The organism is Bordetella tumbae, assembly GCF_054780995.1.
Genome location: NZ_BAAGVG010000018.1, coordinates 757,459 through 782,562, shown reverse-complemented (window position 1 = coordinate 782,562; position 25,104 = coordinate 757,459). Strand labels below are relative to the sequence as shown.

25 protein-coding genes and 1 pseudogene are annotated in these 25,104 nt (G+C 58.9%); 10 read left to right on the top strand and 16 right to left on the bottom strand.

Translation table 11 applies throughout. From position 1 onward, the window contains the following. Positions 1 to 38: 38 nt before the first annotated feature. The 4 genes from ACYVI2_RS18500 to parA are packed head-to-tail and all read right to left on the bottom strand — an operon-like array spanning position 39 to position 2,108. Complete coding sequence (locus ACYVI2_RS18500; RefSeq protein WP_415816248.1) at positions 39 to 638, bottom strand: S26 family signal peptidase; 600 nt, start codon at positions 636 to 638, stop codon at positions 39 to 41. Next, a complete protein-coding gene (locus tag ACYVI2_RS18495; RefSeq protein ID WP_415816246.1) occupies positions 635 to 1,192 on the bottom strand; it encodes a DUF2840 domain-containing protein in 558 nt (185 codons plus the stop codon). Before ACYVI2_RS18495 ends, ACYVI2_RS18500 begins: the two co-directional genes overlap by 4 nt. Next, positions 1,189 to 1,473, bottom strand: coding sequence for a chromosome partitioning protein ParB (locus ACYVI2_RS18490; protein ID WP_415816244.1), 285 nt, complete (start codon positions 1,471 to 1,473; stop codon positions 1,189 to 1,191). Before ACYVI2_RS18490 ends, ACYVI2_RS18495 begins: the two co-directional genes overlap by 4 nt. Further along, complete coding sequence (gene parA / locus ACYVI2_RS18485; protein WP_415816242.1) at positions 1,470 to 2,108, bottom strand: ParA family partition ATPase; 639 nt, start codon at positions 2,106 to 2,108, stop codon at positions 1,470 to 1,472. Before parA ends, ACYVI2_RS18490 begins: the two co-directional genes overlap by 4 nt. Between parA and ACYVI2_RS18480 the strand changes: the two genes are divergently transcribed. Continuing rightward, positions 2,107 to 2,247: a hypothetical protein gene (locus ACYVI2_RS18480; RefSeq protein WP_415816240.1), complete on the top strand. Its 141-nt coding sequence runs from the start codon at positions 2,107 to 2,109 to the stop codon at positions 2,245 to 2,247. The genes parA and ACYVI2_RS18480 overlap by 2 nt on opposite strands. A 162-nt stretch (positions 2,248 to 2,409) precedes the next feature. Here ACYVI2_RS18480 and ACYVI2_RS18475 read toward each other — a convergent pair whose 3' ends face one another. The 4 genes from ACYVI2_RS18475 to ACYVI2_RS18460 form a co-directional block, all read right to left on the bottom strand. After that, positions 2,410 to 3,267 (bottom strand): replication initiator protein A, encoded by an 858-nt coding sequence (locus tag ACYVI2_RS18475; protein WP_415816238.1) that lies wholly within the window; start codon positions 3,265 to 3,267, stop codon positions 2,410 to 2,412. A 26-nt stretch (positions 3,268 to 3,293) separates the two neighbouring features. Beyond that, the gene (locus ACYVI2_RS18470) at positions 3,294 to 3,590 is read right to left on the bottom strand and encodes a helix-turn-helix transcriptional regulator (RefSeq protein ID WP_415816516.1); all 297 of its coding nucleotides are present in this window, start codon (positions 3,588 to 3,590) and stop codon (positions 3,294 to 3,296) included. A gap of 115 nt (positions 3,591 to 3,705) precedes the next feature. After that, positions 3,706 to 4,482: a DUF2285 domain-containing protein gene (locus tag ACYVI2_RS18465; RefSeq protein WP_415816236.1), complete on the bottom strand. Its 777-nt coding sequence runs from the start codon at positions 4,480 to 4,482 to the stop codon at positions 3,706 to 3,708. A 346-nt stretch (positions 4,483 to 4,828) separates the two neighbouring features. Continuing rightward, positions 4,829 to 5,176 carry a DUF2958 domain-containing protein gene (locus tag ACYVI2_RS18460; RefSeq protein WP_415816234.1) on the bottom strand — a complete coding sequence of 116 codons (348 nt, stop codon included), beginning with the start codon at positions 5,174 to 5,176 and terminating at the stop codon, positions 4,829 to 4,831. 272 nt (positions 5,177 to 5,448) lie between these two features. On the opposite strand from ACYVI2_RS18460, the gene ACYVI2_RS18455 reads away from it, so the two are divergent. Genes ACYVI2_RS18455 through ACYVI2_RS18445 form a run of 3 tightly spaced genes read left to right on the top strand, consistent with a single transcriptional unit; the run spans position 5,449 to position 6,939 of the window. Beyond that, positions 5,449 to 5,742 (top strand): helix-turn-helix domain-containing protein, encoded by a 294-nt coding sequence (locus ACYVI2_RS18455; RefSeq protein ID WP_415816232.1) that lies wholly within the window; start codon positions 5,449 to 5,451, stop codon positions 5,740 to 5,742. A gap of 13 nt (positions 5,743 to 5,755) precedes the next feature. Beyond that, the gene (locus ACYVI2_RS18450) at positions 5,756 to 6,043 is read left to right on the top strand and encodes a hypothetical protein (RefSeq protein WP_415816230.1); all 288 of its coding nucleotides are present in this window, start codon (positions 5,756 to 5,758) and stop codon (positions 6,041 to 6,043) included. Continuing rightward, positions 6,043 to 6,939 (top strand): TIR domain-containing protein, encoded by an 897-nt coding sequence (locus ACYVI2_RS18445; RefSeq protein WP_415816226.1) that lies wholly within the window; start codon positions 6,043 to 6,045, stop codon positions 6,937 to 6,939. Before ACYVI2_RS18450 ends, ACYVI2_RS18445 begins: the two co-directional genes overlap by 1 nt. A gap of 38 nt (positions 6,940 to 6,977) precedes the next feature. Here ACYVI2_RS18445 and ACYVI2_RS18440 read toward each other — a convergent pair whose 3' ends face one another. Further along, positions 6,978 to 7,292 (bottom strand): DUF736 domain-containing protein, encoded by a 315-nt coding sequence (locus tag ACYVI2_RS18440; RefSeq protein WP_415816224.1) that lies wholly within the window; start codon positions 7,290 to 7,292, stop codon positions 6,978 to 6,980. Between the two features lie 751 nt (positions 7,293 to 8,043). Between ACYVI2_RS18440 and ACYVI2_RS18435 the strand changes: the two genes are divergently transcribed. Continuing rightward, positions 8,044 to 8,580, top strand: a complete 537-nt coding sequence (locus ACYVI2_RS18435) for an AAA family ATPase (protein ID WP_415816222.1) — start codon at positions 8,044 to 8,046, stop codon at positions 8,578 to 8,580. A gap of 159 nt (positions 8,581 to 8,739) precedes the next feature. On the opposite strand, the gene ACYVI2_RS18430 is transcribed toward ACYVI2_RS18435, so the two are convergent. Both ACYVI2_RS18430 and ACYVI2_RS18425 read right to left on the bottom strand, forming a co-directional pair. After that, positions 8,740 to 10,827 (bottom strand): ParB/RepB/Spo0J family partition protein, encoded by a 2,088-nt coding sequence (locus ACYVI2_RS18430; RefSeq protein ID WP_415816220.1) that lies wholly within the window; start codon positions 10,825 to 10,827, stop codon positions 8,740 to 8,742. An 81-nt stretch (positions 10,828 to 10,908) separates the two neighbouring features. After that, positions 10,909 to 11,733 carry a DUF932 domain-containing protein gene (locus ACYVI2_RS18425; RefSeq protein WP_415816218.1) on the bottom strand — a complete coding sequence of 275 codons (825 nt, stop codon included), beginning with the start codon at positions 11,731 to 11,733 and terminating at the stop codon, positions 10,909 to 10,911. Positions 11,734 to 11,805: 72 nt separating this feature from the next. On the opposite strand from ACYVI2_RS18425, the gene ACYVI2_RS18420 reads away from it, so the two are divergent. From ACYVI2_RS18420 to ACYVI2_RS18410, 3 genes are all read left to right on the top strand, one after another. Beyond that, on the top strand, positions 11,806 to 12,120 hold the full coding sequence (locus tag ACYVI2_RS18420) for a hypothetical protein (protein WP_415816216.1): 315 nt from the start codon (positions 11,806 to 11,808) through the stop codon (positions 12,118 to 12,120). 481 nt (positions 12,121 to 12,601) lie between these two features. Beyond that, positions 12,602 to 14,623 carry an ATP-dependent nuclease gene (locus tag ACYVI2_RS18415; RefSeq protein WP_415816214.1) on the top strand — a complete coding sequence of 674 codons (2,022 nt, stop codon included), beginning with the start codon at positions 12,602 to 12,604 and terminating at the stop codon, positions 14,621 to 14,623. Beyond that, positions 14,620 to 16,353 (top strand): UvrD-helicase domain-containing protein, encoded by a 1,734-nt coding sequence (locus tag ACYVI2_RS18410; protein WP_415816212.1) that lies wholly within the window; start codon positions 14,620 to 14,622, stop codon positions 16,351 to 16,353. Before ACYVI2_RS18415 ends, ACYVI2_RS18410 begins: the two co-directional genes overlap by 4 nt. Before the next feature lie 561 nt (positions 16,354 to 16,914). Here ACYVI2_RS18410 and ACYVI2_RS18405 read toward each other — a convergent pair. The 3 genes from ACYVI2_RS18405 to radC form a co-directional block, all read right to left on the bottom strand. Beyond that, entirely contained in the window at positions 16,915 to 17,913 is a 999-nt protein-coding gene (locus ACYVI2_RS18405) for a hypothetical protein (RefSeq protein WP_415816210.1), read from the bottom strand. Positions 17,914 to 18,003: 90 nt separating this feature from the next. Next, positions 18,004 to 19,593, bottom strand: coding sequence for a hypothetical protein (locus tag ACYVI2_RS18400; RefSeq protein ID WP_415816208.1), 1,590 nt, complete (start codon positions 19,591 to 19,593; stop codon positions 18,004 to 18,006). Positions 19,594 to 19,774: 181 nt separating this feature from the next. Further along, the gene (gene radC / locus ACYVI2_RS18395; RefSeq protein ID WP_415816206.1) at positions 19,775 to 20,284 is read right to left on the bottom strand and encodes a RadC family protein; all 510 of its coding nucleotides are present in this window, start codon (positions 20,282 to 20,284) and stop codon (positions 19,775 to 19,777) included. A 545-nt stretch (positions 20,285 to 20,829) separates the two neighbouring features. Here radC and ACYVI2_RS18390 point away from each other — a divergent pair. Then, a complete protein-coding gene (locus tag ACYVI2_RS18390; protein WP_415816204.1) occupies positions 20,830 to 22,191 on the top strand; it encodes a hypothetical protein in 1,362 nt (453 codons plus the stop codon). Between the two features lie 246 nt (positions 22,192 to 22,437). On the opposite strand, the pseudogene ACYVI2_RS18385 reads toward ACYVI2_RS18390, so the two are convergent. Beyond that, positions 22,438 to 23,564: pseudogene (locus tag ACYVI2_RS18385) on the bottom strand (LysR family transcriptional regulator). A 116-nt stretch (positions 23,565 to 23,680) separates the two neighbouring features. Further along, a complete protein-coding gene (locus ACYVI2_RS18380) occupies positions 23,681 to 24,424 on the bottom strand; it encodes an SDR family NAD(P)-dependent oxidoreductase (protein WP_415816202.1) in 744 nt (247 codons plus the stop codon). Between the two features lie 179 nt (positions 24,425 to 24,603). Between ACYVI2_RS18380 and ACYVI2_RS18375 the strand changes: the two genes are divergently transcribed. After that, positions 24,604 to 25,089, top strand: coding sequence for a nuclear transport factor 2 family protein (locus ACYVI2_RS18375; RefSeq protein ID WP_415816200.1), 486 nt, complete (start codon positions 24,604 to 24,606; stop codon positions 25,087 to 25,089). The last annotated feature ends 15 nt before the right edge of the window (positions 25,090 to 25,104 follow it).

Genomic DNA, 25,104 nt, shown 5'->3' with positions numbered 1-25,104 from the left:
GATGAGATGCACGACAACGTGCAGCGAATCGGCGGCCATCATGGGCGTGTCTCCAGCCAGACCGGATGCGCGACGCCGATCACGGCGGATGCACTGACCGGCCCAAAATAGCGGCTGTCGAACGATGCCGGATTGGTCGCGCTCAACAAGAACAGTTCGCCAGGCCCAAGGTGGCGGCATTGCGGCCAAAATGACAGCGGCCGGCCCAGTCGGTCGGCAGGCAGCACGGTGGCCGAAGGCACGCCGTCGATGCGTACCTGCCCGGCAACGATGCAGACGTGTTGCGGGGCGACCGCCCCCACACGTTTGAGCAGCGGAATGCGCGTCGGCAGGTAGCCGCGCTGCGCTGCGAGCGCGGCAGCGTCGGCGGGCAATCGGGTCAGGACGATGCTGCCCACGGACAAGGGACGCGGTAGCGAGGCGACCCGATGGTCGACCGGCTGCACGCGATACCAACCGACCGGAACGCTGTCGGATGGGTTGTAGATCAGGCGTGGCGGCGGCTGCACGAACGCCGCCCAGGCCAGCGCAGCAAGGCCGACAGCGGCGAAGCCCGCCAGCACGATGCGAGCGCGCAGGCGCGAGAGAGGATGCGACGCGGTTTCGGGTGCGCGCGCGGTGGCGGCGTCAGCGGTCATGGCAGCATCCTCCCAGCCAGCCAGGCGGCATGCCGTTCGGTGGTGTATTCGGGTAGCGGCAGGCGGGCCGCCAGACGGTTGCCCAGCGTGCGCCAGTACGCGGGCGACACGTCGATGGTGGCGATACCCAATGCCTCAATGCGGTCGATACGTTCCAGCACGGCGCGCACGTTGGCGTCACCCTCGGCGTGCAGCAGCAGACGCGCACCAGGCTGTACGCCAGGAATGCGCTGCACGTCGTCCAGCGGCGTGCCGGCCTGCATCACCATGAGCTGCCAGCGGATCGTGCCGTAGTCGTTGGCGTGCCAGCGGATGCGGCAGAACGTCGCGCCAGGCAGGAACACCGCGCAGCGCCGCCAGCGGTCGAGCAGGAGCGTGCGCGCCGGTACGCCAAAACGCAGATAGAGCTTGAAGCGCGGCTCGATGTAGGCGAGCGACACGCGGGTCAGCGGCACGCTGCCGGCCTGGCCAGCGAGTGTCGAAGGCGAAGGCGCTGGCGTGGTCGATGTGGGATCCGTAGCCGTGTTCGCGGCGGGTGCAGCGGTTACGTTCATGGCGTGGTCTCCGTGCGGTTGTCGGGGAACTCTCGTTCCAGCAGGCCGCGCAGCAGGTCGGCCACGGTCACGCCCCGCGTGAAGGCCGACACCTTGACGCGCGCGCGCAGCGCGGGCGTCACGTCGAGCGTCAGGCGTGCGGTGTAGAGGTCGCCTTTGTTGAGCGCATCGGCATCGCCCTGGCGAATCCACGCCTCGGCGTGCGGATTCGCAGGCGGGCGCGCACCGATGCCGACACGCTTTGCCCTGCGCTTGCTGTTCGGTGGCAGCTTCGCTGTCATGTCGGCCACCGCAGCAGTTCGTCCACCAGTGCGTTGATCTCGCGTGCGGCGGCGCTGTCGGGCGCCGTCTCGCGTGCAAGCCGGCCAGCGGCCACGCTGTCTGCGAAGACGATCCTTTGCCGAACCTCCGCACGCAGCGCCGGCAGCGGTTGTTCGGCCAGCGACTGCCGTGCCTCCCGACCGATCACCGTGGTGCTGACGCGCCGGTTGATGACAAAGGCCGCTGCTAGCTGCGGCCGGAACACCTGCGCTTCACGGATCAGTGCCACCATTTCGGCGCTGGCCCACAGGTCATACGGGCTGGGCTGGACCGGGATCAGCACCTGCTCGGCTGCCAGCAGCGCGGAGCGCGCCAAGGCGGCAATCCTGGGTGGGCCATCAATGACGACATGATCGGCCCTCCTGGCGAGTTCTGGCGCTTCCTGATGCAGGGTTTCCCTTGCCAGCCCCACGGCGCTGAACAGCCGGGGCAAGCCCTGCTGGCTTCTGCGCTGCGTCCAGTCCAGCGAAGAGCCCTGCGGGTCGGCATCCAGCAGGATAACCGACTGCCCACGCATCGCCAGTTCGCCCGCGATGTGGGTGGCGAGCGTCGTCTTGCCGACGCCGCCTTTCTGGTTGAGCAAGGCGACGATCATGGCGCAGCCCTCCGATCTGGAAAGCCGGCGCGGTTTTGCCTTGCCGAATGGGGTTGGTGTTGGGGCTGGTCTTGCCTTCGGATTGGCGGCGCTTTTTGCCTTTCGCCAGTTGTCCACCGCAACGGCGCTTCTCTACTAAAAGTTAGAGAATTTAAGTTAGGTATGTTAGAGGGCGCGCAAACCCGCGCCGTTATTGGCTTTCCGGCGTTTTCGTACTCCTGATAGCACGATAGTCGTACTCCCGATAGCACGATACCCCTTACTCCTGATAGCACGACACTATTCACAGCTTGTCCACCAGTTATCCCCGTGCCGTGGACGGCACGGGCCGGAAGGTCAGCAATTCCACGTCGTCCTCGGGAATCCGCACGATGCCCAGCTCGTACCCTGGCAGGGATTGCCGGGCGACCAGGGCACGCAAGTCGTAGGCAAAATCCGAGAATCGCGTGCTGCTGCCCGATTTCTGGTGCAGGTAACGGAAGTCGAACTGCCAGCCGTATTCCTGCCTGCCGCCGTGCTTGCGCACCAGGCGGTACAGCCAGCGTTCGATGCCGCCCGTGAGCCGGAAATACGCCGGGTCGATGGTCAGTACCAGGGCAGCATCGAGCACGCCCGCGTAGAACCAGTCCGGCAGGATCAGTTCGATGCCCAATGGCGTGCCGCTGGCGTCGGCCAGTTCCTTCCACTCGTTGATCCACGAGAAACGGTGCAAGCGCCTTCCGGTCGTCTCGCGGATGGATGTGGCCACCGTGGTCGATTGCAGTCGGTCGAGTGCCGCCTTGAGTCGCTGGTAGTCGCGTGAGCCGGTGCCGCGCCCGATGAAGCGCAGGATCTCGTAAGGCGTGGCGTGCATCAGCCGCGACGGCCGCAGGCCCGCGTCCTTCGCTTCCACGATCTGGCTGGCGGCCCAGATCAGGATGTCGGCATCCCAGATGGTGGCAATGCCATGCTCCTGCGTGCCTTCCACGCGAATCGTCACGTTTCCCGCCCGGAAGTCGATGGGTTTGACCCGCTTGGATTTCGCCAGCGAGAAGAACGGATAGGCCATCAAGTCCTGGCTGTCGCGCGGCGCCATGTCGCCCGGCAAGGCGCGGAACAGGTCGAGCTGTTCGCGCTCCCGCATCGGCGGCTGCCAGGACAGCAGCGCGGAACTGGACATGACGGCGGCTACCCGTGAACCTGCGATCAGCGGCGGTCACGGTAGTCACCCGCATGACGCTCGGCGTACTCCGGGTCGGAGGTGGCATCGAAGCTGCGCGCATCGGCCCAGGCATCCAGGTCGGCCACGGCGTACATGACGCGCCGGCCGAACTTGCGGAACTTCGGCCCGCCGCCGATCACGCGCTGTTTCTCCAGCGTGCGGGGCGACAGCCGCAGGTAGTCGGCGGCTTCGTCGTTGGTCAGGTAGCGTTGAGGCTGCGCGGGCGCAGCGACAACAGCGGAAGGAGCGGTTACAGAGGGCCGCAAGGGAGCGGGTCGCATGGGATTTACCTCCATCAAGCCCGGCCACACCACGCGACCGGATGGAGGCACTTTCGAGAAATTCAGGCTTCCTGCTAAGGGACGAATTGCAGGGGCTGCAAAACGTCCCCCCTCACTACGATGCAACTGGCGCAAGCTGCGCCAGGCTGCGATAGCCGCCGCGCATCAGCGCCTCGCCGCGACGCACCAGCCGCCGCACGCGGGCACGCAAGGCGCTGTCGGCGTGCCAGTCGGCGGCCACGGCATCCACGCCGAACAACCCTTCGGCCACCTCACGCAAAGACGCGCCCGCCAGGGTCGCGTCGAGCGCTTGGAGCGTGTGCAGTTCCTGCACCGCCGCGAGCGTGGGCCGGGAACGGGCCGCTGCCGCAGGCACGGCATCCGGCAGCGCCGCCAGCTTATCCAACTCGGCCACCAGTGCCTGATAGCGCGCGCAAGGTGTGGCGCAGGCGCGGGTGGCGTAGAGGTAAGCCATGCCGTCTTCCAGGCCCGGCGCCAGCGCGAGCCGCAGGCAGCAGCCGGGCCAGCGTGACACCAGCACCAGGCGCTCGCCGTCGTGGATCAGGTGCTTGCGGCCGGGGAGGCGCCAGAACTCGAAGGCGTAGGCTTCGGGCGGCGGGTCGGCATCGGGATAAAGCTGCACCACGCTGCCGTGATCGGGGAACCAGGCCGGATGCGCGTCGCGCGCGTCCAGGGCCGGGTCTTCCAGCAGGCGCAGGCCCCAGGCGTGCGCTGCATCCGGGCGGCGGCGACGGCGCAGCCAGTCGAGCCGGTAGTTGGGATCGCGGCGCAGGTACTCCCAGGCCAAGGCCGGGCCATCAAGGTGCAGCGTGTAGAGATACGCGGCGGTCGGATACCAATGTTCTCGATGTACGGCACTCGGGCCAGCCATGACGCAACCTCCTGTCAGTCAGCAGGAACGTCGCTGCGGCTTTCGGCGTGCGGGAGCCACCGTTTCAACATCAAAACGTCATCGTGATCGGGTTAAGCTGAAACTGCGGGTATCAAGTCCGATTGGCTCCGGTGCATTGCGAAAATCGTCTGAATGCGACGGCTGCGCCGCCTGGAATTGACGGTCAGCAGCCGATACCGTGCCGCAGCCCGGGCCAAAGACCATGACTGTTTATAGCAGGCTTGCACCGCTTCGGTGCAAGAGTGTGGATTCAGACCAGATGGGTCTTGAGTGAGACGGAAATAGTCACAATGCGCTGCGCTTGGCCTCGCCGCGCGGGCCTGCATCAGTCCGGTGTCGAACCGTCTTCCTGAGCCAGTCGAACGTACTCCGACAGCGGCCGCGTCGCCTGAAAGTAGCAATCGCGCATCACGGGCTGCTTGCGCGGCCCGACGATGCCGGCCAGGTCGGACAGCTTGACCGTGCCCAGCGCCGGCATCCCGATGCCGAGGTCAATCAATCCATAGCAGGTGTCGCCATCCGCAGGATCGAGCGACGCCAGCAGCCAGGTCGCGTGCGCATCCGGCGTGAACAGCCGCACCACAGGCAATGGGTCGATGACTTGGCCGGCAGCGCGGGCCTGGCCGTTGGCCAGCAAGCGCGTGCGCTCGTCGGCGGTGATGAGCGGCTTCATGGCTGCACTCCCACGGATGCGCAAAACCGCCAAGACGCTTTCCGGCCTTCCCACGAAAGCACACAAGCGCATGACCACGCATGCACAGAAGTGTAAAGGCACGAAGGCGTATGTGCGGAAGTCAGGAAAGACACGATTCAAGCTCTCCGGTTTGGAGGAAACCCGCCGATACGGAGTTCCGTAAAGGCACAAACGCATCAAAATGAATACTATAGATTGTAGCCCTATAGGGCGCAACGAGTTGTCATTCTGGATTTTGGGGAGAGTCCAGAATGACAACGCGCAAGCCATCGTTGCCCGATGCACTGCGGCGGATCAGGAAGGCGCGTGGCCTGAGCCAAGAGGCGTTCTCAGATGTGTCCAGCCGCACCTACCTCAGCTCTCTGGAGCGAGGACTGAAAAGCCCAACATTGAATAAAATAGAAGATCTATGTGCCTTGCTGAATGTTCATCCACTTACGTTGCTAGTCCTGACGTATGCAGGTAGTGATCACCAAAACGCTCGAGAACTAATGGATCATGTTGCCCAGGAAATCTCATCATTCTCCGAAGCTTCGAAAAACTAACTGGAGGTGAGTCATGTTCAAAATTACTGGACTGGATAAACTCCAGAAGAATCTGAAAGATGCGCAGCGCGCCTTGAGCGAGTTAGACGGCGAACTGGGGGTCGTAAACTTTGATCCAAATGATCCCGCCAGCATTGAGGCTGCAATTCAGTCGGTCAATCGAATGATCGACGAGCGCGTAGGAGAATATTCTGCAAACCCTATTGTCGGGCCTCTTGCAGATCAAATGAAGGAAAAGTATCGAGAGAGCATCCTTCAAAAAGCGGCCGAAGCCAGATTGAAGCCGGGTGAGGATGAGTAATGGCTCAAGACATATTCTCGGAAATAAATAATGCAGTCCTAGATTTGCAGGCGTCGCAGCTTCAAACCTACGAAAGACCTCTCAAGAAAATTGCTCAACTGCTACGACATCCTGACCTTGAGCCGTACAACGCCAAGCTCACGGAAGGCCTCGACGTAGAAGCGTTCATCGCTGAAAGCGAAAAAACCGGGGGCAGCATGGTTGGGAGCGCCCGGCTTGTTTGGCCAGATGAGCCCAGACAGGTGTTGGGGTTGACGTTGCTTTTGATTGAGAAGCTGGCGGCAGACCCTAGTTATGCTACCGACTTCGGGCACCATTTTTTCTATTCTGGCAAGAAGATCATTGCTGGAATCCACGCACTTACTGGCCAGCTAATCATTCCATTTGTGCGCGATTACAAGAATTATATCCAGGCCAAGGGAAACACAGAGACCATGTTAAAAGCTCAGTTTTCGCGCAAGGTATTTATTGTGCATGGCCACGATGATGGCGCTCGTGAAACAGTGGCGCGATTTCTTGAGCGCATTGGACTTGAAGCCATCATCTTGCACGAACAGGCTAACCAAGGACGAACAATTATCGAAAAAGTAGTTGCTCACAGTGACGTTGGTTTCGCAGTAGTCCTGCTTACACCTGACGATGAGGGCTGCGTAAAAGGAGGAACGCCTGAACCCAGGGCACGACAAAATGTGCTTTTGGAGTTGGGATATTTTATTGGTCGCCTGGGCAGAGAAAAGGTATGTGCTCTCAAGCGCGGCGCAGTGGAGATTCCAAGCGATTTTGCCGGTGTTGTTTGGGAGACGATGGATAGCGGCGGAGGCTGGAAACAGGCGCTTGCGCGTGAGCTTGAAGCTGCTGGTCATAGCATCGACTGGAATAAGGTCATGCGTGCATAGATCTGTGCCCCGCCACTATGGGCGGGGCGCGGCGGCCGTCAGGCCGCCCTGGGCTTGCTGCGCGACCAGATCAGGTCGTGCGTGCCGTTCTCGCCTTCGATCAGGCGGGCATAGACCGTCGCCGGGAACGAAGGATCGTCGATGGCCACCGACAGGTAATCCCGCCCGGCCTCGGTGGTTTTCTTCCACGCTGCGCCGAAGTCGTGGCCTGCCGCTTGGAGGCGGAAGTCGGGGGCGCTCTCGGTATTGCCCTTGTCGTTGGGAACCAGCTTGACCTTGACGTTGAGCGTTAGGGTGCGCAGCGTGCCGGTGTAGCCGTCTTTGTCTGCGGTGAAGGTGCCGATGTTAGCCATGATGTTTTCTCCTTTCGGGTGAATCAAGGTCGCGTCAGTGCGTCCTTGTTGTGATCCGCCCGGCGGGGGATGGGCGGGCCGCACCGCGCAGCGGTCGCAACACCGTGGAGAACCTGGAAGCGTACACAATTTGGCCCGCGAGGAATGCGCGCAGCGCAGGGGAAATTGTTTGCGCTGCAAGGTTGCGGCCATGAAGCCCAAGGCGCAGCCGCGCCACCGCCAGGATTCACGACAAGGACAAGGACGTACAGGCCGACCGCTCCCGAATGGAGACATGGCCGACTCGGCATCCCCGCGCGACGGCTTCACCGACTTGCGCTCTGACACGAGCCAGGTCAATGCGCCGACGACAAGGCCAGAGCGCCCCCCTGCCACCGCTCGCGGCACATGCTTGAGGCGTGGCGTGGAATCCCCATAGCAAGGCCGGGCGACGTGTCCGTGAACCGTCCTTCGTGACGAACAGGCAACGAACCGCCAGCGTCGGACACGAGACGCTTTTGCACAACCTGCTGCGGCAAGCCGGGGCGTAGCCCCACCAGCCCTGCCCAATGCGGCGAGGCCCTTATCTCGCAAGCGGTAGCGCGCAGCGCCGCAGGCGCGAAGGCGTGAGGGATTGATGCCTCATGGCCGTGACGGCTTGGCGGAACGGGGCGCAGCCCGAAAGCCCGGCGGCGCGATGCGCCGACACGCCCGACGTTCCCCACCGCTGGCCAGCACAGCTAAACCCACTTATTAATCGGACACCGACACCATGAACCCCTTCGTCATCATTTCCGGCTGCTCGGGCGGCGGCAAATCAACCCTGCTGGCCGAACTCCAGCAACGCGGCCATGCCGTTGTCGAAGAACCCGGACGGCGCATCGTGCAGGAACAAACCCGCACAGGCGGCCGAGCCCTGCCGTGGCTCGACATGACGGCCTTCCTGCGCCGGGCCATCGACATGGCGCTGGATGACCATGCCCATGCATCACGCGACGGCTCGCAATGGGTGTTCTTTGACCGTGGCCTGATCGACGCGGCGGCAGCACTCCAGGCATTGACCGGCGAACCTGTGCTGGACACTCTCGGTCAGCAGTACCGCTACCACCCGTGCGTTTTCCTCGCGCCACCCTGGCCCGACATCTATGTGCAGGATGCGGAGCGCCGCCACGACATGGATGCCGCCCTGATCGAATTCGAGCGGCTCCAGCACGCTTATCCGGCGCTGGGCTATGCGGTATCGCTGCTGCCCAAGGTCGGCGTAGCGCAGCGCGCCGACTTTGTGCTTAACACTCTGGCAGGTCGTTGACCTGCCATGCTATCGCTGGGCCTTGGAACCGGGCGTGGCCACTGCCGTGCCCGGATTTTTGACCACCGGCCCCAAGGCGGCACGGCTTGGGGCCGGTGCTGATTGGGCAGCAAACCGCCTTGGCCGAAACCAAGGCGCTTGCTTGCATGGATGGAGAGATCACGCGGCCTGTCGCTCGGGCTGCGTCGATTCATCCGCCATAGCGGCAACTTCCGGTGCTTCGGCGTCTTCATTATCTGCCACGGCCTGCGCATCCTGCTGCGGGCCTTCGGCGCGGAAGATGGCAGGCATCCAGCCAGTGCCATCGGCCAGCCGTTCGGCTTCGCTGGCAATGTCGGCCTTCTTCAACTTCGCCAGCCGGGTGACATGCTCTGGCGCAAACTCGCCCACGGCGTCCAGAATCGCGGCCTTGGAAACGTGCTTGAAGTAGCCTTCGGCGGTCGGCTGCCACCATGCGGCCATATCCAGCCCCACGGCCTGCGCCAGTTCCGCACCCGGTTGCTGCGCCGTGGCGCGTGGCGTCACTACGTCCACCGTGGACGCCACGCACACGGCCAGCAGCCGCACCAGTTCATCCTGCGGCTTTGCCAGCAATGCGGCGAACAGTTCGGCGCTGTCCTGCGGCAAGGCATCGCCTGCCACCTGTTGCAGTTCGCGCAGCGCCACGGCAGCAGGCGATTCCGGCCAGTCCGGGGCCATGCCTTCGAGCCTGTCTTGCACGGTCAGGCGCACGCCCAGCGGCAGGCTGTCACGGTTCAGGCCGTAGCGGCTTTCCTGCAAGACGGTCTGCACCATGCCATGCACCAGCGCCGCCAGTGCCACTTGCGGATGCCGGGTGACTTCGATTTGCAGCGCGGCGGTGCGGTGGGTGCTCAGGCGCTGCGCCAGCCGGTCGGACATAGAGGCGGTCTTGGGTGCGCCGTCGGCTTCTTCCTCGTCGTCGTTCCCGGCTTCGCCTTCGCTGCCGAACCCCTGCCGCAAGCGTTCCAGCGTGCGCAGTGCGCGGGCTTCGGCTTCCCGCATCAGGCCACGATGCACGACGGCTGCGCCGTTGCGGTCGATAGTGACGATGGCACCGGCTGCGGCCTTCACGGTCGCGCTGTAGTCCTGCAAGCCATCTTCCAACGCCTGCAACTGCTCGCCCAGGCGTTCGCCTTCCTCCTGCAAGGCGTCGGCCTTGTCTTCGTCGTCGGCGTCCAGCGCGGCATCCACGGCTTCGGCCAGTGCGTGCAGCTTGGCTTGCAGCGTCTCGATGCGGGCGGCTTCGCGCTTGTTCGGTTCGCGGCGCTCCCTCGGGGCGCGCTGGAAGGTATGAAGGTCGGCATGGGTGACAGAAGGCGTGGCATCCACCCATGCCCATCCCTCGGCCTTCACCTCGGCGGCAATACCTGCCAGCTTGTCCTGCGCCAGCCGTTCCAGCAGCGCCGCATCGGTCAGATACACGCCGGTATCACCTTCGGCAAACAAGTCGCGACGGATGCCACCGCCTGCGGCTTCGTAGGCGTCCAGCCCGACGAAGCGCACCAGCGGATGGTGATGGGCATCCATTTCCCGCTCGGTCAGGCGTTCGCGCAAGTACGAGGGATGGCGCTGCCATGTCGGCGCATCGTAGAACGCGGCTTCCTGCGCGGCATGGTCGTCGGTAATCGCAAGGGCCATCAACTGGTCAAGGCTGACGGCTTCGGCCCGGTAGTCGGCCAGCAGGCGCGGCGACACGTTGGCGAGTTTCAAACGACGCTGCACCACCAGCGGCGTGACGCTGAAATCTGCCGCTATGTCCTCAATGCTGCGGCCATCCATCACCAGCGCGGCGAAGGCTTCGAACTGGTCTGCCGGGTGCATGGCTTCACGCTGCACGTTCTCGGTGAGGCTCGCCGTGCGGGCAGTGGCGTTGGCCACCCGCAGGCAAGGCACTTCCCATTCCTTGCTGATGCGGCGCTTCTTCGCCAGCAGCTTCAAGGCGGCAAGGCGACGGCCACCGGCCACGACTTCGTATTGCTCGCCGTCAGCGGTCGCGGTGACGATCAGGTTTTGCAGCAGGCCGACACGCTGGATGCTGGCGGCGAGTTCGGGAATGGACATGCGCGGGCTCTTGCGCACGTTGCAGCCCTTGGGGCGCGATACCAGCCGCGACAGCGGCACCAGAATCAGGTTCTTGGTGGGGTCGGCGGCTTCGAGCGGGATGGCAGGTGCGGCGCTGGCGGCGGCGTGGATGGCTTGGGTCTCGGTGTGGTTGGTGGCGTTCATGGTGATGACTCCTTGCGAGGATGGAATGCAGCAGCGAATGACGCGGCAAGGGTTGCTGCCTGCCCCTGCCGCGTAGGGGAATCAGGCTTTCAACTGGCGCAGGCCATCGGCCAGCAGCCACAGGGCGCGGTTCAGGCGCACATCGGAATCAATGCCCTGTACGGGGCGGGTGCGCTGGCGGCGTCCGTTGGCGCTGCGCCCGGACAAGCCGCCTTTGGTCAGGTTCTCCTGGGCGCGGTTGAATACGCTCCACAAGTCCGGGCGGCGGTCGACGAAGCGGCGCGGCATCAGGATTTGCGATTCGGACACCGGCGCGGGCTTGTCCGGGTCGTCGTATTTCAAGGCCAGCGCGGCGCGGGCGAATACCTCGGCTTCGCCATCGTCGAGCGTCACGGCCCGCATGGCTTCGCGGTTCTCTTTCACCCGCTCGAAGCCGCTCAATACCTCATAAGCGCCTTCGATAACGGAACCGGCCACATCGCCTTTGTGGGGAATGCGCACATCGGCCACGGTGTCGCCGCAGACAAGGCCATTGGCGCAGACAAAGCGGAACATGCCGGCCAGCATCTGATAGCTACTGGTGCCGTCATGGGAGTTGAGCAGCACGATTTCGTTGGCTTCCGCGCCGTTGATCTGGCTGGCATGGCGCAGGCGAATCATGTGCTTGGTGAAGTCGCGCCGGTCGGCAACGCGGGTGCGGGTCTGCGCCACCATGAAGGGCTGAAACCCTTCCTTGCGCAGTTCGGTCAGCACGGCGGCGGTGGGGATATAGCTGTACCGCTCGGAACGGCTCTCATGCGGGGCGTCCGCGAAGATGGACGGGGCCACGCGGTGAATCTGGTCGTCGGACAGCGGGGAATCGCTGCGCAGTACCGGGGAATGGGAAGCGAAACGGGATGCAAGCATGGTCTTTACTCCTGACGAAAAGGGTTTGCTGTTCACACCGCACACCGGATTCCAAGATTCGGAGCCCAGCCTTTGTGGCTGTTCGGTGCGGTTGGCACGAAGAACCCGGTTGGCCCTGTTGCCACCGTCTTTCCTGAGTTCATCGCCCGCGACGGTCAGGAGCCCACGGACGGGGGCCGTCAAGGAGAAAAGCGTCAGGGTGGAGCGGCCCGCAGGCGCAGCCGAGGACACGGCCTGGCGCGCCTTGACGGCACGCGGCCACGGGCTACAGTCGCGAGCAAGGTGATGGAGTCAGGAGACACGGCTGGACATGGCAACGGCCGCCACGATGTGCAAACCGCACGCAAGCGCAAGCGCGCAGGCCCGAAGCTGGAAGCCGGGCCGTAGGCGTCAGGGATGTGGAAGGCTGGCGAATGCCAGTCCCGTCAGGGATGAGTGGATAGCGAACCTGGAGCAGTGCGGTCCGCGAAGCGGAGACGCAATTATTTGTTTCGTTTATTATCCATATGTGTTACCGGCTTCTTTCGACCAAGATCGGAAGTTCGCTTGACGCAGTTAAATTTTTGCTTTGCAGCGCTTGCCGTCATTCGCGGCAACTTACCGGTCTCACGGTTCCTTGCAGGAAGCCGTCATTGGCTCACCGGTCGGCGCGGCAGCAGTGACGACCGCCGTCGATGGCGAACCAGTCATGCAGGTGGGAGGGGAACGATGCGGATGCCGCGTGCTAAGCCTTGCTGCCTCGAGGCGCGGCAGGTAGTCATGTTCTCGGCATCTGGCTCGGCGGCGAGTCGACTGGAAGATAGACCGACCATGGAATAACTACGAACACACAAAGGGCTTAAGGGCCTCTGGGGGAGAACCGGTGTACTTGAGGAAGCTGACGGCGAAGAATTTTCGCTCGTTCGATCAGATTGAGATACCGCTTTATGAGGACCTAACTGTCTTCGTAGGCGAAAACAACGGTGGCAAGAGCAATGCGATTGACGCAATGCGACTTCTAACGCTCCCGTTGAGCGGCCGTCGTGAGCTGTATTGCGAGTCAACAGATGTTAGGTTTGGCAGCGTCCGCCCCGACTTCGAACTCGAGGCACTCTTTGAAGACCTGAGCCCTGGTCAAGCGGGTCGCCTTCTCAGCGCCGTTACCGATGACTCTATGTCTTCATGCAAATTCGGCTTGCAGTACGCCGCGTCGGGCGGGAAGTCAGTAGTACGGCCGCGGCTTTGGGCTGGTCCGCACAGAGAGACACCGGAGCCTGGTGCGCATGACACCATTCGACATGTCTATCTGCCTCCGCTGCGGGATGCCAAGCGCGCTCTGGCGTCTGGTAATCCGACTCGAATTCATGCGCTTCTGAACCACTTCATGGGAAATCAGAAGGCAGAGGACGTCGCGGCAGAGCTTCGCCGAACAACCTCATCGGACATACTGACCCGGGTTGGAAGTGCCGTAGACGGAAATCTGGAGGCGTTGACTGGCGGTGTGCGTCGACAGGGCAGTGCATTGGGCTTCGCAAACGACGAAAACCTGATCGACATAGCGCGCGACTTGCGATTCAAGTTGGCAGACCATGGGCTAGAGCCTGAGGACCTGCGGTACTCGGGTCACGGCTACGCCAATCTCTTGTTCATGGCGACGATCGCCATCGAGCTGGAGCGCTCGCATGACGTGGACCTGACGCTATTTCTGGTCGAGGAGCCGGAGGCCCATCTTCATCCCCAGCTTCAGGCCGCGGTGCTTGGCTTCCTTGAGGACCAAGCCGAGAAGTCTAAGTCGCGGAAGGTTCCGCTTGATGCGCCCGCCGGCCGGGTACAGGTGGTCGTCGCCACACATTCTCCAAACCTCTCTGCCTGGGTGCAGAACCAGAAAATCGTCGTCTTTCGCACGGCGGCAGTGCTTGAGACGACGGCTGCAGATGAGTCCGCAGTTCCCGAAGCAGACTGGGACGACGTGCCAGATGCGGCGGATGCCCTCGCAGTTGCTTCTGTGCAGTTGCCTACGATGCAGGCGGATGTGCCCACAACTGTTGTGAGCGTTACCGGCGAATTGCCTAAGCCGATTGCCGCATCTCCCTCTGCGTCCAGGCAACCGGAGACAGAGTTACCTAAGGCTGTTCACCCGGCAATAGCAGCTGCGCCGGCAGCTCCGTTGGAGGTGCAATTCAAGATGTCAGTAGTGCAGCGACGCGCATCCCGTTGTGTGCCGCTCGGTGAGCTCGCGCTCGACGGCATTTCTCGGAGGAAAGTCGACCGCTATCTGGATGTCACCAAATCGGCCTTGCTATTCGGAGGGCGCGTCGTCCTTGTCGAGGGTATAGCCGAAGCACTCCTGCTTCCTGTCATTGCCAGGAAGTTTGTCCTGAACGACCAAGTCGAGAAGCTGCGACTCTTCCGCTCGGCCATCTTCGTTCCCATTGAGGGCGTGGACTTCATGCCCTATGCGCAACTGCTGCTCACGCATCACCAGGGCGCTCGAATTGCTGATCGCGTGGTTGCGATCACTGATGGTGACGGATGGGACTTGAAGAGTGGTCAGCTCAGCCCTGGCGCAAGCCGAAGGGCGGAACTCTTGGCATTTGCGGCCGAGCAAGGTGCTGGCGACTTCCTTGATGTATCGGTGAACGACTTTTCGCTGGAGTCCGAGCTTGCGCTAACGGGCAATGAGGAGCTGCTGAAGGCTGCCTACCTGAAGGCTCACCCCAGATCGGAATCCAACTGGACGAACGCCTTGGCGAACGCTGACCGTGAGGCCAAAGCTCGTGCTATCCAGCGGCTCTTTGTCAACACCCCGAAGGGCGATTTTGCACAGACTCTGGCCGAGAGTCTGCGGGAGGCTAAGGACTTCAAGGTTCCGGACTACCTGCGGGTCGCCATTGAGGCGCTGGTCCGATGACGAAGGCATTCAAACCGACCGCTGAGCAAGCGACGGTCATCACCTTCGATGGCTCAGCGTTTGTTACGGCGTGCCCAGGTGCGGGAAAAACCCGGGTGCTGATCGAAAGAGCGCGCCATCTGCTGGACAGGAAGGGATGGAAGCGCGGCATCGCGTTTTTGTCATTCACTGAAGTTGCAGTGTCAGAGTTGGATGTTCGCCTGCGCCGTGAAGGGCTCTTGCCATCCCCAGTCATGCCGCACTTCATCGGAACCTTCGACAGCTTCCTGTGGCGAGTTCTCGTGGCGCCATTTGGTATCCCAGGTTCGCTGGCCCGGCCAAGGCTAATCCCGGATCTGGAGCTCCGGGAGGTTAAACCGTTTGATAAGGCTAGGCCGATTCCGTTGAAGTGTTTCGACCGAGAGACTGGAGAGGCTATCCCTAAAGAACTGAAAGAGTTGGGGATCGACTCTTTGTCGAAGGCACACTTGACTGCGGCAAAATCCATGCGAGCGCGCTTCAGGGCGCGTGGTGAGCTTGACTACCAGGATGCGCGCCTGTTGGCGCTGGGGCGTCTCAAGGCACTAAATAATGACTCGCCTCTAGCGAAAGCCTTAGTCGCAAGGTTCGGCGAGATCATTGTCGACGAGGCTCAAGACTGTAATCCCGATGATCTCCGCATCATTGAATGGTTCCTCAGCGCTGGCATCCCTGTGAAGGTCATCTGTGACCCCCAGCAGTCGATCTATGGCTTTCGAGGTGGGGTATCCACGGAGTTGAGAGCCTTTGCGGAAAAATTTGGGAAAGACCGACGCTTGTCGCTTACGGGGAATTTCCGGTCGAGTCAGCACATCGTGAGTGCGATCTCGCGCCTAAAGAGGCCGGAGCCCGGGCGTCCCTACGAAGAAGCACTAGGCGAGCATCGCGCTGAACTCAGTCCGGTCTACTTGCTGGCTTATAAAGGGCAGAGTGTCCCTTCGGCCGTCGGCGAATACTTCGGATCGCTCGTGGCCCAGATGAAGATTTCAGCGAAGGACTGCCCCGTAGTCGCGGCGACCCGCCTCAGCGCGTCCCGTGCGCTGGGCTTGCCTGTCGACAATGGGTCCGGACATCTGGCCTGCCGCTTGGCAGCTGCCATCGGCGACTTACATTCATCATTCGAACTAGGCGGCCGGCAAGATGCACTCGAGGAAATGCATCGCGTCGTGTTAACCCTGGAGGGCCATCTCGCACGGAAGACCTATCGTCAGCACATGGATGCTGTTGATGACAAGTATCAATCTTGGCGTCCTAATATGCTCAGGCTTGGCAAGCAGTTGCGATTTGAACAAGAGAGACACAAAGACGCGGACGGCTGGTTGGACGAGGCGCGGGAAATTCTGAGAGGAAAACTGCCCCCAGGTGGAGACAGATCAATCAAGCAGGTTTTAAAGCGTCATGAAAAGCTGGCAGAGGCCTTGCGGCCGCCCCTATTAAATGGTCATTCAGCTCGAACCATCCATAGCGTCAAGGGGGCCGAATTCCCAGCGGTATGTGTAGTGCTCTCAACCGCAAAGGCGAAGGGCATTATCGAGCACCTTGAAACCGGCGCCCCCGCCTCTATGGCAGAGGATCTTCGCAAGCTTTACGTGGGTGCATCACGTGCCCAGCGCTTGCTGGCAATTGCTACGCCGCATACTCAAGTCAAAAAGCTCGAAGGACTTCTATCGGACCCAGACAACAGCAGCGGCCTGAAGGTGGTCAATCTTTGAGCGCTGGGGCATCACAAAAAGTGGCTAAAGCGCAGAACAAGATACAAGGACGGAGATTGAATCAGCAGCAACTTGATTTGCCCTATGCTTATCGCTTTCGTTCATCTCACAACTGGCCGTGTCGTGCGCAGCAAGCGGATGCAGTCTCCACCTGCGTGGCGGTTAATTGGCAGGCGCAATAGTGCGCATGCCTAACAATTCATTCAGGCCGACGCCGCTTCGCGGCACGGCTTGACTCAGGCGTTAGATTTCGATGCTTCTTTTCGAGGAGACGACTGACTGACCGCTTTGGGTCGGAAGCGTCTGTCGCCATAGACAGCTCCCGGCCAGAAGGGGACGGTCAGTTCAATAAGTAATTCTGTCGTCTTTTCTTGGAGCTGGCAGCAAGCATTCTGGCTACCGAGGCCGTCTAGTTGCGATCTTGCCTTCAACCGCCAAAGGTAAAGAGTAGCCTTCCAGCACTGGGCCGAATAAACCTCTAATCGGCTCAAACCAATCCATCCTGGCGCTTCCTTACCCATTGCGACCGGACGGGTGACCCATAGCATAAAGCAATAGCACTCATTGAATAGTGGTAACTCCGAAGACTTGAGGGTCGGCACAAAAAATATGAGAATGGGCTTGATACGCAGCAAGTACGTTAAATCTCTCAAGTAACCCCGTATTATTGTGGTGATGCTGTGCCGAAAATTTAATATTGAACGACTCTACTTGCTTCTTCATATGCGACGGGACCTTTACAAGGGTCTGCTTTGACAAGTCTAGGATATTGAATGAAGCAAACGCACTCCGGCTCAAATTAAAAAGAAACATATTGTGGTTGGGGTCCTGAGTTCCTTGAAGGTAACCTGTATCAGGTATAGCGACTCGACAGCCCGCAACGTCGTCAAAGGTTGCTACTATCACATGGCCCATGTGACCCTTTGACTCAATAATCTTCTCAACGGACGATTCCAAAATACTTTTTGTATCGTCAGGTGGGGTCATTAACGCCAGAAAAAGAATTTCCAGCCACTGGAGGTACTGATCAATCGTCACCCCAAACTCTGCGCAAACACGAGCTAGGTGAGGCTTTGTTCCCGCGCGAATGTCGGAGAAGTCGCCTAGCAAAAAAGGATCAGTCGGATACATTCCCACCAGCCCCTTATACATATTAATTGTTCGAGCAATAGAATATGGGTTTCTAATCCATCCCATGAGCTTTGCTTTGAATACTCGTTCAGCGGCGCCCTTCAAAACATCGCCCCCAGAATTGACCTTTGACTCGGAGATAAGAAGGTCAGCGGCTGGAGCCAGATCCATTTCAAATTTCTGAAAGAAATCCTCTAGATTTCTTCTTAGAGATGAGCTTTTTACATCAAAACTAAAAAGATCATCAAAAGATAGATTCTTCTTGATCTTGACGCCGTCAGGATTGGACAGGCGAACAACGCTATTTTCGCGATCGGCAATTTCAAATTTGTAGATTCGCTGCTTATCCTTTGGTCTGCTCTCGTCTATGCAGTTACTGCGCTGCTCGGACTGAGAGATAAAATGTTGATTCCTTGTTAGGTTCTCCATAATTCCTCCAGCAGTTTTCGGCCAGAAGCTGACTTTGAACCATGTCCTTCCAAAGCCGACACTCCCGGAGTCAATTTATGCTGGGTTAGCTTATCTCCTGCGATTTTGGCGCTTTGATTTTTGCTGCATCTTCTTGCGATTTTTCACGGCATTTAGTTTCTTGGCGGTAAGTGAATGTGCCGGCTGTTTGTCTTTTACTTCTACTCGCTGTAGCGCGACTGCTTGGTTTTCTTGAGGAAACTCGTCCTGACGATACCGCCAGTATTCCATTGCGGCTCCCCACAGACCAAACTCTTGACGCTTTTGCTCCAGTTCTGCCAGTTCCTTTTCGGTCCAAACATCCTTAGACAGAACAAATAAGTCTTCGGAGCCGCCTTCATAGTCTTTGTGTGGGTTATCAAAGGCGATGCCTACAAAAGTCGTTGCCAGTTCAGCCTTGAGTCGTGCCGTTTGCACATAGGCATGAAGGATACTCATTCGGTACGTTCGGTACTCAACATATGACTCGTCAGGGCGCTTTGGAACTACAACAAAGACAAAAACCGTTTCATTAGCAATACCACCGTAGACAAGCCGCCCTAGTCGCTCTCCCGACTTTACCCGATGCAATGCTCCAATAAATACCTCAGCCAATTGCCGTCGCCTAAAGCGGGACTCGGCGGCGAGCAGACGGAGACCAACCTCAGTTTCTGACGCGCTCTGGTCCACGAAGTGTTCGTGCAGACCTGGGTCACCGTATTCAACGAAACGTTCAATCAGCGCATCCCATTCGTAGCTGATTTTGTCGGCAAGCTTCTTCCGCTTATAGCTCGAATTAGTGCTGAGTTCCTTGTAGTGAGAGCCGTTAAAAAGGACCATGTCCGGCGAAGATTCTCCTTGGGGCAAGTTGAAGAACACATGCTGCATTCCTGACTCGTCCATGTTAGACAGGTACACAGCCATCAAATCTTCTTCGCCGGAGGAGGTCACGATCGTTCCGCGGCGCCCCAGCAGAGCCTCGCGAGCCTTGAGGTAGTCTATGAAGTCAACTGCTGTATCGAACTCTTTCATCAATAGCTCAATGCTAACTTCGTCGAAAACGTGTACGAACTGTTTATTTGGCTCAGGCAGTCCAATCAGGAACGGCGCAGTTAAATGGCCGTCACCTTCTAGGCTGCTACAAACGCCAAATGACCCTAACCCTTCTCCACCATGAGCTGCTAATGCTGCATCTCTGCTACCGCGCGTGACAGCTACAAGATGAAATCGAACATCTTCCCCAATTGGTACAGGTATCGGAAGTTCTCGAAGGCACTTCGCATCAAGAAATGCTCTTTTCGGGAAACGGGTGAGCCAGGATTTTGCTCCATGCAATTGACGACACGAGTCGAGCACAGCCCGCTTATACCAGCGAGGCCAAGCTACCTTAAGTTCCTTGTTCTGCTGAAACTTAATGTGCTTGTCCGAAAAAATGACTATGTCATTTCCGAAAACAACGAGGGCATCGCAGAGTTCCTTTGTTCCTCCCTTGCCGTCTTTGAAGCCTTCATCAGTGTAAATGTTGGTGTGAGACCAAAGACAGAGAAACGAGTGCCGGCATAAAGAGGTCAAGATACGCTCGGACTCATTGACACCCTCAGAGTCCCCAATGTCGAACAGCTGGCGAGGTCCGTCGCCGAATTGCTGATTATTGTTGAACACTTGCTCTTCTACTTTTTTAGTCTATTTGCAACCATCATACTATCAAGATTTATTCTGAGACAGGAAGTCAAGCCAAAACATTGAGTGGCTGCTTCATCACCGAGCTACAGGCCGCTTTGGGTCGAAATCAGACGCTGCACAATAAAAAGTCAAAGTAAAAAAGGGGCCGAAGCCCCAAGAATCAGATCAGCCCTAGCTCGGCAAACGACGCCGTATTGGCTCCCGCCACAATGACGTGATCCAACATGCGCACCTCCACCAGCCCCGGTGCTTCCTTGAGCCGCTGTGTTAGCACCTTATCGGCCTGCGACGGCTCAGGATTCCCGCTCGGATGGTTGTGCGAGAGGATGACTGCCGCGGCATTGAGCCGCAGTGCCTCCTTGACCACTTCACGCGGATACACCGAGGCACTGTCGATGGTGCCGTGGAACATCTCCCGGTACTCGATCAGTCGGTGGCGCGTATCCAGAAACAACACAGCAAAGACTTCATGATCGAAGCCTGCCAGCTTGTTGCGCAGGTACTCTTTGACCAGCGCCGGGGAAGTGAACTCAACACCACGCTGCATCTTCAGCTCGATGGCCTGGCGTGCCGCTTCGATAATTTGATCCACCGATGCCGGCAGGTAGCGCCCCTGGGCATCACGCACCAGCAAAGTGTCATCGGATGAGGAAAAGGACAGTTGCGACATGATCGTGCTCCGGTTGCTCAGGCGGAATTGCCCGGAACCGTGGCCAGCACGGCGCAGCGCAAGCAGTCAGGGATCGAAGACGGCCGTCAGGCCGCAAGCGTGCGAGCACGCGCAGTCCTTTACGGTTGCGATCGCCGTGATACCGTGAAGGGAACAGCAAGCCGCCTACACCTCCAACAGCCACACACCCGCTGTTGGCAAGTGCGCAGCACGCGCAGGCCAGGATCAACGATCCAGGCCGGAGGCATCAGGGATCAGCGCCGAATGGCTGCGATTCGGCACGAAGCATAGGGCGCAGCCCGCGAGCCCAACGGCGGTACTCCGGGACGCACGACTATGGTTTGTCGCCCTTGAGGGACAGCGTTTCGCGAGATTCGAGCAGACGCCGCATGTTCTCCAGCTCTTTTTGCCGCAACTTAGCATCGGGCAACACCGTCCGGTACCCGCAGCTTGAAACGTAGAATTGTTCCTATCAGATGTCTGGGTGACATCGACATTGCCAAAAGACCGATATACAGAATACGCAACGAGGAGAAGCAATCTTGATGAGCGTCAGAGATACCACACCTGATGCACCAGGCATCACGTTCAATGCACTGGCACAATGGGCGCAGCAGCATCGGGAGGACTATGAAGAAATGGCCGCCCGTCACGTACATGCCGTGGAATTAGCCATTCAGTGCATCAACGATGGGACTCCGACATTACTGGATGGTCCTGACTCGCCATTGTCTCGTCAGATAAAATCGCATCACGGTCTGGGGACTTTGGAAATGAATAGCAACTGGATCGGCTCCTCGCAAGACTGGCGATGTCCGTGCTGCGACCGAAACAAGTTCGAAATCTCCCGAGCGGGAAATAAAGAACAGATTTTGGCAAAACTCGTTATCCATCATGACCACATGAGCGATGCACTCAAAGCGGCGTTCAGGAAGGTGTTCATAGATACGCAGACAAACCGGCATACCAATACCGGCCTGGCTCTGGTGGAACGCATGGACACCGCCTTCGCTGCATATGATCCGGTGCTGGTGTGCGAGGACTGCAATAATGCAGATGCACACGCCAAAGCTCTGCTATCGCAACACGACAAGATAAACCTCACGCATCAATCATTTTCGATCGGCCAAATCCAACAGTTCATCCGGTCGCAGCCTCACACGCCCCATCAGATCGACGAGAACGAGTTACGCCTCCTCTGGATCGACGTTCGCCCCACTTATCGCGCGCGAATGAAACTGATCCTTGAGGTGGCCAAGGCCGCCGTCATGCAAGACCACTGGTACGAAAGATACCCCCTGGGCTTCGTACCAGTGCCTACCCTGGGAAACCCCTATAACCGTGGAACGCAGTCTGGCTTTGAATGGCTATCAGCCGATGCGTTGCAACGCGCCTTTAAAGAAAAGACTATCTCCCACCAATCAGACTGGAGTCGTTGGCGTACAGTGAACAAAAAGCCACGCTGTACCCCTCCCAAGAACTACGAAGCGATCCTCTTATCTCAGGAGGGCTCGGCCCGAATGTGGAAGGAATTAGAGGATTGTTGGCACTGCCCCACCTGCGCACGCCCTAAGCATCAAACTGTCAAGTTCCAGAATGGAAAGGTGGGATTTCAAACTCACGCGCCCACTCGTAGTAGCTCTGCATGGCGCCATATTCCACGAATTTGCATGGACTGCTGCGCAGTCGTCAAAAGCATGACATGGGAACTGAAAAAAGGCATGAGCGTCATAGTGGAGGCCACCTTCGACAGCATTACTCCAGATCAGTTACGCAGCATCATGACAGCGCGCCCCTACTCCCCATCGCTTATTGATTCGGTAAAAGCCAAGGCCTTGATCGAGGACTATGTGCGCAAGACCAGCCCCCCAAGTAACTCCGAGAACCCCTGGTCAACAACTGCGTAAGCTACAGTTCTAGCTCAACATCAATGACTATCGTCAATCACTCGAGCGACATCGCTCGCTCGAAAATATATACGCCGCCCAATCTTTCTCTTGAGTGGCCCCCAGGTCCGAGCAAACTCCGAGCCACCCAACATCGCTACGCTACGCCATCCCGACTGCGTTTAAGAACCGCGGACAATTCATCCAGCGATAAGAGGACACCGTAGAGCTCAATGAGCTGTTCTTCCGTCTTAGATCTTTCATCTGTCATGACTGCTCCACCTTCAACGAACCTGCGTGTTTGGTCCCGGGCGGAATAGCGCGATCCAACACTCGACGATGTCGATACGGTCGGTACTTCCCCAAGCTGGTGTGCCCTCTTTCCTGATCGGTTGGGCCTAGAGCAACCTGTGGCGCACTCCCCTCTAGACATGCTCCGACCAGCCCCTTACGCAAATTTGCCACGCGTTCGGCCGCCTCCCGAACAGGATGATCTTCTGCATGGACGTATCGCATAAACATTGTTGCCGTTTTATGCGCTGTCAGCGCCATGCCAATCTTGACTGATACCCCCGAATTGGCAATGTCAGTAGCTGCCCGATGACGAATACCATGGGTGCCGACGTGAGGTACCTCGGCACGCTCCAAAATACGCGTCCAACCGTTCTTATAGGTTCCCTCGAACATCGGTTGATCGGCACGAAATACACTTGGGCAGACGTAAGGTGACCCTTCAATGCGGGGCGCCAAAGACAGAAGCTGATATGCGTCTTCGCTCATAGGCTTGGAAATTTTTCCCGTCTTGCTATCTGGCCATTCGATGCGACGATTGTCAAAATCCACCCACGCCCACTCCAGCAGCCTGATCTCGGACATACATGCTGCGAAAGCAAACTGCAGACGTATACCCAGAGTCAGTAGCGGATGTTCCAGGCCTTCCTCATCCGCACGATCAGATACTCATAGATGCGCACCAGCTCTTCGTCGGTGATGAAGCGAGTTTTCCCGTTCTCCGGGTACACCGGTACATGACGACAAAGTTTCGAGCCGTCCGAACAATAGCCCCACACTTCTGCCATGTTCAGCATCTTGCGCGGGCACGCAAACGCCCGATTTATCGCAGAAGGTATATGCGAATAGGCATGCATCATTTCACTCACATCGGCGCGTGTTAGATCTGGCACTTTGATGCGGCCCAAGATCGGAATGATGTAGCGGTCGATATGCCGCGTACCGCGGCTGGTGCGAACGAACAACTGCTCGCCTAGGTCTTCTTCAAGCTCCTTGATTGTTCGCGACAATGACGACTGCTCGATATGCAGTTTCTCCGTAGAACGAGCGAAGTGGAGCTCCTCGGCCACTGCCAAGAAGCACCTGAGATGACGCATCTCCATAAGCATGATCTACTGGGTTTACAGTGGTCATTGACGGACAGCCTCAGTGATGCCCGATGTTCGTCGCCTTTTTTATCCACACAGTGTCGATGATTGACCCTAGTCGGCCGGATCAATTAGGTCTGAGATGCACCACCATCCGCGAACAGTTCTACGCCATTGATGTAGCTCGCCTCGTCGCTGGCCAGAAACGCCACTGCCGACGCGATTTCCTCCGGCTCGCCTATGCGTCCCAATGGACTCTTCGCAGTCAGAAACGCCAGACCTTCTTCGGCCTTGTCTCCGAAAGCCTCACGCAGAGAGTCCGTATTGGTCGGCCCTGGACTTACGATGTTGAGCCGTATGTCCGAGCCTTTGAGTTCGGCAACCCAACTGCGCACCATGTTGCGCACGGCCGCCTTGGTGGCACCATAGATACTCATTGTGGGGCCAGGGTCCATAGATGCCGTGGAGCCAATGATTACCACGTTGGAACCGGCGGACAACAAAGACAACGCCCCTTGGATCGTCAGCACCACGCCCTTCACATTGGTAGAGAACTGTTGGTCGATCTGAGCCTCTGTGATCTGTCCAAGCGGCGCATGCACGCCGCCGCCGGCATTGACCACAAGGACATCGATTCGACCGAATCGCCGCCGCACATCGGCATACAGTGCTTCGAGACTGGACGTCTTGCTCACGTCGGCAACGATCCCTACCGCACGGTCGCCTAGCAAGGCTACCGCTTCGTCCAGCACAGCCTGCCGCCTGCCAGTAATCACCACGTTGGCTCCTTCGCTTGCCAATCTCTTAGCAATCGCCAGGCCGATTCCACTGCCGCCGCCGGTCACGACGACAATTTTTCGGTTCAAATTAGACATTTCACACCTCTATTTGTAGTGATCGCTATAGTAGAGTATAGTGATCACTAAAGCAATGATAGTGCAATGCTCATGCACGCCACGACCTCCTTGAGGTGGCTCGGATACAGCATTTCACAACCATCGACCGGGGGCTGCTTTGTCCCTCAACGTTCAGCCGAAACTACACAAAGAACACAATGAATTTTTCCGAAAATGATCTTGGCTACATTGCTCTGTTGATCGCCGAACGTGAGATCAGTCGCTTAATCGCCACCTACCCACACCTGCTCGACGCAGGGAAGTTTGACGAGGTAGCGGAGCTCTTGCAGCATGCAACGCTGGAGGTTCCCGGTGCGAGCGCCGAAGGCCAGGCGGCGATCGAACAGTTCCTGGTGTCTGGCTTACAGCGACATGACGACGGAACGCCGCGTACATGGCACTCCGTCTCAAACGTTCTTATCGAAGTCGATCTGGATAAGGAATCAGCCACTTCGATCTGCTATTTCACGGTTCATCAGGAAGTTTCGGGGTTTCCGTTGCAGGCGATCTGCACCGGCCATTACCACGACAGGTTTGTTAAGCAAGATGGCAGTTGGTGCTTTGTTCGGCGAGCTGTCGTGCCCCACCTGATGGGGGATCTGAGATTCCACGTCAGCGGTCAGAATGCAGAGGTACATCTATGACGAGCCCCGAAGCCG